Raw genomic sequence first — 7,594 nt, 5'->3', positions numbered from 1 at the left:
CAAAGTGGCTTTCTTGTCAAGCAACTTTTTGAATTATTTTTTGTTGTCCTATTTCACATCCATATGAAATACCGCGACAACGTTGACTATGATACTACCATTTCCATGTATTGTCAACATAATATCTTACTTTTTTATTACAGCTTGTGCCCTATTCCTTATATACTCTTGGTACTCTTGGGCTAAGCATACATGGCAGCTCGTAATTGATTGTTCCCAGCCAGCTGGCCGCTTCATCCATGGTAAGACCTTCAGATCCGTATAGTACCACAGTGTCCCCTTCCTTGATACCCTTGATCTCAGTCAGATCCACCATGCACTGGTCCATACAAATCCGGCCGGCAATAGGTGCCCGCTGTCCCTTATATTCTATCTCAGCCTTGCCGCTGAACATTCTGGTGTAACCATCGGCATATCCCACCGGCAGGGTACCAATGAGGCTTTTACGCTCCGCCGTCCAGGTGCAGCCGTAGCTCACCGATTCTCCTGGCTCCAATGTCTTGAGGAAGGACACCTTGGCACAGAGCTTCATCAACGGCTTCAGTTCAATGCTTCTATTAACCTCATCTGATGGCCAGAGACCATACAAAATAATCCCCGCACGAACCATGTCAAAATGGGTTTCCGGCATTTCCAGAATTGCAGCGGAATTGGCAATATGCTTTATCTCAATATTGACACCAGCTTCCTCCACCTTGGCAATGGCCCGCTTAAAATTATCCAGCTGCTTATAGGAGTAGGTTTTGTCTTCATTATCTGCCAGGGCAAAATGGGAGAACATGCCCTCAAGCTTAATGCCAGGAAGCGAGGCTATTCTTCTGGCCATATCCCCTGCTTCTTCCGGCCTTATGCCAATGCGGTGCATACCAGTATCAATTTTTAGATGAATCTTGGCAGTCTTGTTTCTCAATACGGCCTGACGGGAAATCGCCTCGGCCTGCTCAAACTCAAAAACCGCCTGGGTTATATCGTAATCCACCAGCATCCCGGAGGTATCCATAGGAGAAGCTCCAAGTATGATGATCGGTGTAGTAAATCCGGCCTTACGCAGGGCAATAGCCTCACTGAGAACCGCCACTGCCAAATAAGAGGCACCCATTTCCACGCATTTTCTTGCCACGGCCAGAGCGCCATGGCCATAAGCATCAGCCTTCACCACGGCACACCACTTGGCATTATTGTTAATGCAGGATTTGATATTCTTTATATTAGACTCCAGGGCATTTAAATCCACTTCTGCCCACACTGCTCTCATTGGCATATTATATCCCCCTCAAAAAAATATAGCCTACCACCAGTGGCAGGCTATATAATACCGAATTAAATTACAGCTCTTCCTTCTTGATGACCTCTACGCCACCCATGTAAGGAATCAATGCCTTTGGAATGCGGATAGAACCGTCCTCATTCTGATAATTCTCCAAAATAGCCGCGAAGGTGCGTCCTACTGCCAGGCCGGAACCATTCAATGTATGAACGAACTCTGGCTTGCTCTTTGCATCACGACGGAACTTGATATTGGCACGACGGGCCTGGAAATCAAGGCAGTTGGAGCAGGAAGAAATCTCACGGTAGCAGTTCTGACCAGGCATCCAAACCTCAATATCATAGGTTTTGGCAGAGGTAAAGCCCATATCACCGGTGCAAAGGAGTACCACATGGTATGGCAGCTCCAGTACACGCAATACGTCCTCGGCATCATCAGTCATCTTTTCCAGTTCATCCCAGGAATCCTCTGGCTTGCAGAACTTAATGAGCTCTACCTTGTTGAACTGATGCTGTCTGATAAGACCACGGGTGTCACGGCCTGCACTGCCGGCCTCTGCTCTATAGCACGCAGTATATGCGCAATACTTTTCAGTAAGGGTAGCCCCATCGAGAATCTCCTCACGATGGTAGTTGGTGGTTGGTACCTCAGCAGTTGGAACCATGTAATAATCAAGGCCCTCCAGCTTGAACATATCCTCGGCGAACTTTGGCAGCTGGCCGGTACCAATCATGCTGTCGCTGTTAACGATGCATGGTGCCAGCATTTCCTTATAGCCATGCTTGGTAGCATGCAGGTCCATCATGAAATTAATGAGGGCACGCTCCAGACGGGCACCCAGGCCCTTGTAGAAGGTGAAGCGGGCACCGGTTACCTTGGCTGCACGCTCTGCATCAATAATATCCAGGTCAGTACCAAGATCCCAGTGGGCCTTTGGCTCGAAGTCAAACTTGGTTGGCTCCATGAATTTTCTTACCTCTGGATTATCAGTATCATCTACGCCATAAGGAACATCCTCCTTTGGCATATTTGGAATGCTGAGCATAATATCCCTCAGGCTGTTTTCCACAACCTTTAACTGCTCGTCCAGCTTGGCAATTTCATCACCAACGGACTGCATCTCGGCTACAACTGCGTCAGTGTTTTCGCCGGCCTTCTTCATGGCACCGATCTGCTTGGATACAGTGTTACGCTTTGCCTTAAGGGTCTCAACCTCAGCCAGAATTTCACGACGGGTCTTCTCCAGGTCAGTGAACCCATCCAATGATAAACTATTATGTCTCTTATTGAGCATTTCCTTAACAGCATCCAGATTCTCTCTGACAAATTTGATATCTAACACCTTAATGACCTCCATTATATCCAAATATATATAGGGAGCTTGTCCCTTGAATATCCTATCCTTGTAATTTTACTATAAATCTCCTACTTTGTAAAAGAAGTTTAAATCCTTATTTCAAAATGTTTATGGTCATCATCGTCTTTATTCTTGGTGGCTGAATCAGTCGCCTTGGCAGTATATTCCTTGTCCGTTTCCTGCTGTGGGCTGATCTGTTTTTCTTTAATGGGCAGCTCCTGCTTGTTCTTCATAATGTTCAACAGGGTAAAGCCTATAAATGCCGCCACAAATACCAGCACAAAAGGCCAGATGCTTATGCCACCAAAGGTGGAGCTGTTGTTATTTAAGTGCAGTGCCTCATTATCCGGCTGGCGGGCTTCCGTCTGCAGCACCTTATCTGCCGGCATATCCCCCGTAAGCACAGCCTGGGGCTCCGGCAGCTGGTCCCGCTCCTTGGTGATTACTTCCTTCTGGACCTGATTGCCCCCATCTCCAGCGGCATTTTGCTGTGAATTTTGACTCTTCTCCTTTTTGTCATTGGGATTGGAAATATTAATATGGATACCAAATTCCTTATCCCCTGTTTCAGTAGTACCGCCTCCGCCTGTATTTACTTCTGCATTGCTGTTGTCCTGTCCCTTCGGGGAGACAGGTGGTGTAGGCGGTGTTGGTGGTGTAGGAGTTTTAATGGCCATAAATTATCCTTTCAAAATAAAAGAAAAGGCCTTTGACATGAGTATCAAGGGCCTTCTATGACTAGTCTAACTTTTCAGGATGACAACGCTTGCATGGAACATAACCTTCAGCCTTGGCCTGCTTGTTGTTTTCTGCAGCAGTCTTGCCCTCGTTAAAGATAACCGGCTTCAGGATTTTCTTTGCCAGTGGGCAGTCCGGACGATGGTACTGGCCGGTAAACTCCTCACCAACCCGTTCGATTTCAACGGTAGAAATGTTGTTGAAGTCATTTTCCAATGAGTGCGTGTACAGCTTATAAGCACCAGCCATCAATGCAATAATTATGAATAGTGCAATACCCAATTTGGTATATGCCTTTTTCTTATCCATTTATAATTCCTCCTAATAAATACTTGTTTAATTATATCACTAATAACCCATTAAGTATATATTCTATTAGGATTCAAAAAATACCCCTGCCTAAAATAGACAGGGGTACTTCTTGTTTAGATAATTTTTCCTGTTACGGAATTAGCCAAGGAGGCCGAAAGCGCTGCAAACAACATAAGCTGCAACACCACCGCAAAGAGGAGCAACTACTGGAATCCAAGCATAGCCCCAGTTGCCGTCGCCCTTGTCAGGAATAGGAAGAATTGCATGAGCAATTCTTGGACCAAGGTCACGAGCTGCGTTCATTGCATAACCGGTAGGACCACCAAGGGAAAGGCCAAGAGCCCAGATCAGGCAGCCTACGAGGTAAGGACCGAAACCAGGAGCGAAGCCCATGGAACCGGTTACACCCTTGGAGAAGATGCACCAGATACCGAACATCAGGAAGAAAGTTGCGATGAACTCGGTGAGGAAAGCAGTCATCTGGTTACCACAAGCGTTGCCAGTGGAGAATACGCCCAGCTTGCTGCCTTCAGTCTCTGCCCAATGTGGGAGATATGCAAGGTAAACAATGATTGCGCCGAGGATACCGCCAAGAATCTGAACGATAGAAGTAGCTGCAAACTGATCCCAAGTGTAAACACCAGCCAAAGTCTTAGCAATGGTAACAGAAGGGTTGATATCAGCCTGTGGAGCACCAAGAGCAACAGATGCATAAACACCCATTACTACTGCAAAACACCATCCAGTAGTTGTGCAGATCCAGCCGCCGCCACGACCATAGCTCTTAGCCAGGGTCATGTTAGCATTAACACCGCAACCAAATACCATCAGTACCGCAGTACCGACGAACTCGCCTAATAAATTATCCATTTTTACATCCCTCTTTCATTAAAATAAATATGAATGAATACTATAATTCATATCTGGCACCGGCACCCCTTATGAACCGGTGCCAGATATTGAATCCTCACTAAACTCAGCAGTTACGCTGAAACTTCGGAGTAAATATTACTCCTCATCAAGCCAATGCATGGAGTGCTTAACAGCCTTCTGCCAGCCCTTGTAGAGCTTGTCAGCCTCAGCCTTTTCCATTACAGGCTCGAAGCGAACATCAAGCTTCCAAGCGGACTTCAGGTCTTCCTTGTTTGCCCATACGCCTTCAGCAAGACCAGCGAGGTAAGCTGCACCAAGAGCAGTAGTCTCGATGATCTGAGGACGATCAACAGGAACACCAAGGATATCAGCCTGGAACTGCATCATCAGGTTGTTGGCAACAGCGCCGCCGTCAACCTTCAGGGAAGCCAACTTAATGTTGGAATCAGCTTCCATTGCACCCAGAACGTCCTTAGTCTGATAAGCCAGGGACTCGAGAGTTGCACGAACGATATGAGCCTTAGTAGTACCACGGGTAATACCGATGATCATACCACGAGCATTCTGATCCCAATATGGAGCACCAAGACCTACGAATGCAGGTACGAGGTAAACACCAGCGGTGTCACGAACCTTCTTGGCAACCCACTCAGAATCTGGAGCGGAATCAACCATGCGAACGCCATCACGGAGCCACTGAATAGCGGAACCTGCTACGAAGATGGAGCCCTCAAGAGCATACTCAACCTTGCCATCAAGACCCCAAGCGATGGTAGTAACCAGACCGTTCTTGGAATCATAGATATCAGTACCAGTGTTCATGAGCATGAAGCAGCCAGTACCATAGGTGTTCTTAGCCATACCAGGCTCGAAGCAGTTCTGGCCGAACAGTGCGGACTGCTGGTCACCTGCTGCACCGGATACAGGAACGGAAGCACCCAGGATGGATGGCTCGGTGAAGCCATAACGGCAAGAGGAAGGCTTAACCTCAGGCAGCATCTTTGCTGGAACCTTGAGGTAAGACAGGAGCTGCTCATCCCACTTCAGTTCTTTGATGTTGTACATCAGAGTACGGGAAGCGTTGGAATAGTCAGTTACATGTACTTTGCCACCAGTCAACTTCCAAATTAACCAAGTGTCAATAGTACCGAAGAGTAAGTCGCCTGCTTCTGCGCGAGCACGAGTACCCTCTACATGCTCGAGAATCCAAGTGATCTTGGTACCGGAGAAGTAAGCATCGATGGTCAAACCAGTCTTAGTCTTGAACTCCTCAGTCAGGCCCTTCTTCTTCAGATCCTCTGCAATGCTTGCAGTCTGACGGGACTGCCAAACGATTGCATTGTATACAGGACGGCCAGTGTTCTTGTCCCATACAACAGTGGTCTCACGCTGATTAGTGATACCAATGGCAGAAATGTCGTTAGCGGAAAGGCCACTCTCTTCCAGAGCTTCCTTCATAACAGTAGTCATTGTGCTCCAGATCTCATCAGCATCATGCTCAACCCAACCTGGCTGTGGGAAAATCTGAGTGAATTCCTTCTGGGAAACGCCTACAATTTTGGAGTTCTCATCAAAGACGATAGCTCTGTTACTAGTAGTACCTGCGTCTAACGCCATTACATACTTCTTTGCCATTTTAAAAATCCCCCTTAAAAAATAAAACTATTGCTAGAGCCTATGAGGCCTCTCTCAAACCCCATGGTCTAATATATGAAATGATCCAGGCTGGCGGGGGACTCCCAAGGGAATCCCCTATTATTATCTCCCTAAATAATAGCCGCCCAAATCTTTTCACCTAAGTAGTTGCTTACTTCTCGTAAGCCTTTGCCAATACCTGGATTGGATGAGTTGTCTTGGCATCAGTGCCATGTCTGATCTGCTCACGGCAAGTACCGCAGTCGCAGACAACCTTATGAGCACCGCTTGCATTAATCTTGTCAAACAGCTCGGAACCAATCTTCATGGAAGTCTCATAGTTCTCCTTATGGAAACCATAAGAACCGGACATACCGCAGCAGCCTGCATCAGCGCTGTCGATATTTACACCAATCTCCTTCAGGAGGTCAACTGCCGGCATACCCATACCCTGTGCACGCAGATGACATGGTGCATGATACAGGAACTTCTTGTCGGAAGAAACCTGAACCTTCTTGAGCTCGCCCTTGTCAGCGAGGATAGTCAGGAACTCAAATGCATCATAAACGTTCTTTGCAGCCTGAGCCATTTCCTCCTGAGCGAAGAGCTCAGTGTACTCAGCCTTCAGCATCAAGGAGCAGGAAGTGCAGCATGCAATTACAGGAATATTCTTTGCAGCATACTCATTGATAATTGCAACATTGTTGTCTGCATGGCTTCTTGCCTCATCCAGATAACCGCCTACAACCAGTGGGGAACCGCAGCACTTGAAGCGGTCATCCATCAGAACCTTGTAGCCGTTTGCGTTCATAACCTTAACGAATGCAACGCCAACCTCTGGATCGTTAGTATCGATATAGCAGCCAGGGAAGAACAGAACTTCCTTGGTAAGACCCTCAGGCTGCTTGATTTCTTTGTACAGCTCGCGGAAATACTTGGTAGCGAATCTTGGAGACTTACGCTGAGGTGCAATACCCATAGCACCCATCATGCCCATAGCCTCACCGATGGACATACCGAGGTTTGCGCAGCTTCTGCCAAATGGAATGCTCTTGAGCATATCAGCCATCTGGAAGTTGTGGCTCAGCATCTGATCAGCCTGAGTGTGCTTCTCAGGATGAGCCTTGTAATACTTGGCACGCTCCAACATGTTAAGAGTTGCAACAGATACGCCGTTAGGGCAGGTGATGTCGCAGTTCTTACAGTTAGAACATAACTTTAAGGAATCCTCATAATCGCTCTCATCGGAGAAATGCATACGGTTATGAGCAGGACCTACGAGTTTTGGTCCTCTATAGTCTGGATTAGCCTTGGTAACTGGACACACTGCAACACAAGATGTGCAGGCAATACAATTATCGGCTGAATCTCTTGCTCTTTCTTCTAACTCCATAATATAATACCCCTTTCAA

At 47.1% G+C, this 7,594-nt stretch carries 7 protein-coding genes; all 7 read right to left on the bottom strand.

Annotated features, from left to right (window positions below; genetic code table 11):
• Window positions 1-151: 151 nt before the first annotated feature.
• Entirely contained in the window at window positions 152-1,261 is a 1,110-nt protein-coding gene (gene alr / locus D081_RS12185) for an alanine racemase (RefSeq protein ID WP_085024436.1), read from the bottom strand.
• Window positions 1,262-1,325: 64 nt separating this feature from the next.
• Window positions 1,326-2,609, bottom strand: a complete 1,284-nt coding sequence (serS, locus tag D081_RS12180; protein ID WP_085024435.1) for a serine--tRNA ligase — start codon at window positions 2,607-2,609, stop codon at window positions 1,326-1,328.
• Window positions 2,610-2,710: 101 nt separating this feature from the next.
• Window positions 2,711-3,301, bottom strand: a complete 591-nt coding sequence (locus tag D081_RS12175; protein WP_085024434.1) for a hypothetical protein — start codon at window positions 3,299-3,301, stop codon at window positions 2,711-2,713.
• A 61-nt stretch (window positions 3,302-3,362) separates the two neighbouring features.
• Entirely contained in the window at window positions 3,363-3,671 is a 309-nt protein-coding gene (locus tag D081_RS12170; protein ID WP_085024433.1) for an Ada metal-binding domain-containing protein, read from the bottom strand.
• Window positions 3,672-3,812: 141 nt separating this feature from the next.
• Entirely contained in the window at window positions 3,813-4,544 is a 732-nt protein-coding gene (locus D081_RS12165) for an MIP/aquaporin family protein (protein WP_085024432.1), read from the bottom strand.
• Window positions 4,545-4,682: 138 nt separating this feature from the next.
• Window positions 4,683-6,182 (bottom strand): glycerol kinase GlpK, encoded by a 1,500-nt coding sequence (gene glpK, locus D081_RS12160; protein ID WP_085024431.1) that lies wholly within the window; start codon window positions 6,180-6,182, stop codon window positions 4,683-4,685.
• 172 nt (window positions 6,183-6,354) lie between these two features.
• Entirely contained in the window at window positions 6,355-7,575 is a 1,221-nt protein-coding gene (locus D081_RS12155) for an anaerobic glycerol-3-phosphate dehydrogenase subunit C (RefSeq protein WP_085024430.1), read from the bottom strand.
• Between the last annotated feature and the right edge of the window lie 19 nt (window positions 7,576-7,594).

Origin of the sequence: Anaerovibrio sp. JC8 (genome assembly GCF_002100115.1) — a bacterium.
In the GTDB taxonomy this organism is placed as follows: Bacteria; Bacillota; Negativicutes; order Selenomonadales; family Selenomonadaceae; genus Anaerovibrio.
Note: the sequence above shows the minus strand (reverse complement) of the source record. Positions and strands in the feature narration are given on the sequence as shown.

Bases quoted from the DNA above. Each gene is read 5' to 3' on its own strand.
- D081_RS12170 (WP_085024433.1), bottom strand. From the start codon at position 3,671: ATGGATAAGAAAAAGGCATATACCAAATTGGGTATTGCACTATTCATA.
- alr (WP_085024436.1), bottom strand. From the start codon at position 1,261: ATGCCAATGAGAGCAGTGTGGGCAGAAGTGGATTTAAATGCCCTGGAG.
- D081_RS12175 (WP_085024434.1), bottom strand. From the start codon at position 3,301: ATGGCCATTAAAACTCCTACACCACCAACACCGCCTACACCACCTGTC.
- D081_RS12165 (WP_085024432.1), bottom strand. From the start codon at position 4,544: ATGGATAATTTATTAGGCGAGTTCGTCGGTACTGCGGTACTGATGGTA.
- D081_RS12155 (WP_085024430.1), bottom strand. From the start codon at position 7,575: ATGGAGTTAGAAGAAAGAGCAAGAGATTCAGCCGATAATTGTATTGCC.
- glpK (WP_085024431.1), bottom strand. From the start codon at position 6,182: ATGGCAAAGAAGTATGTAATGGCGTTAGACGCAGGTACTACTAGTAAC.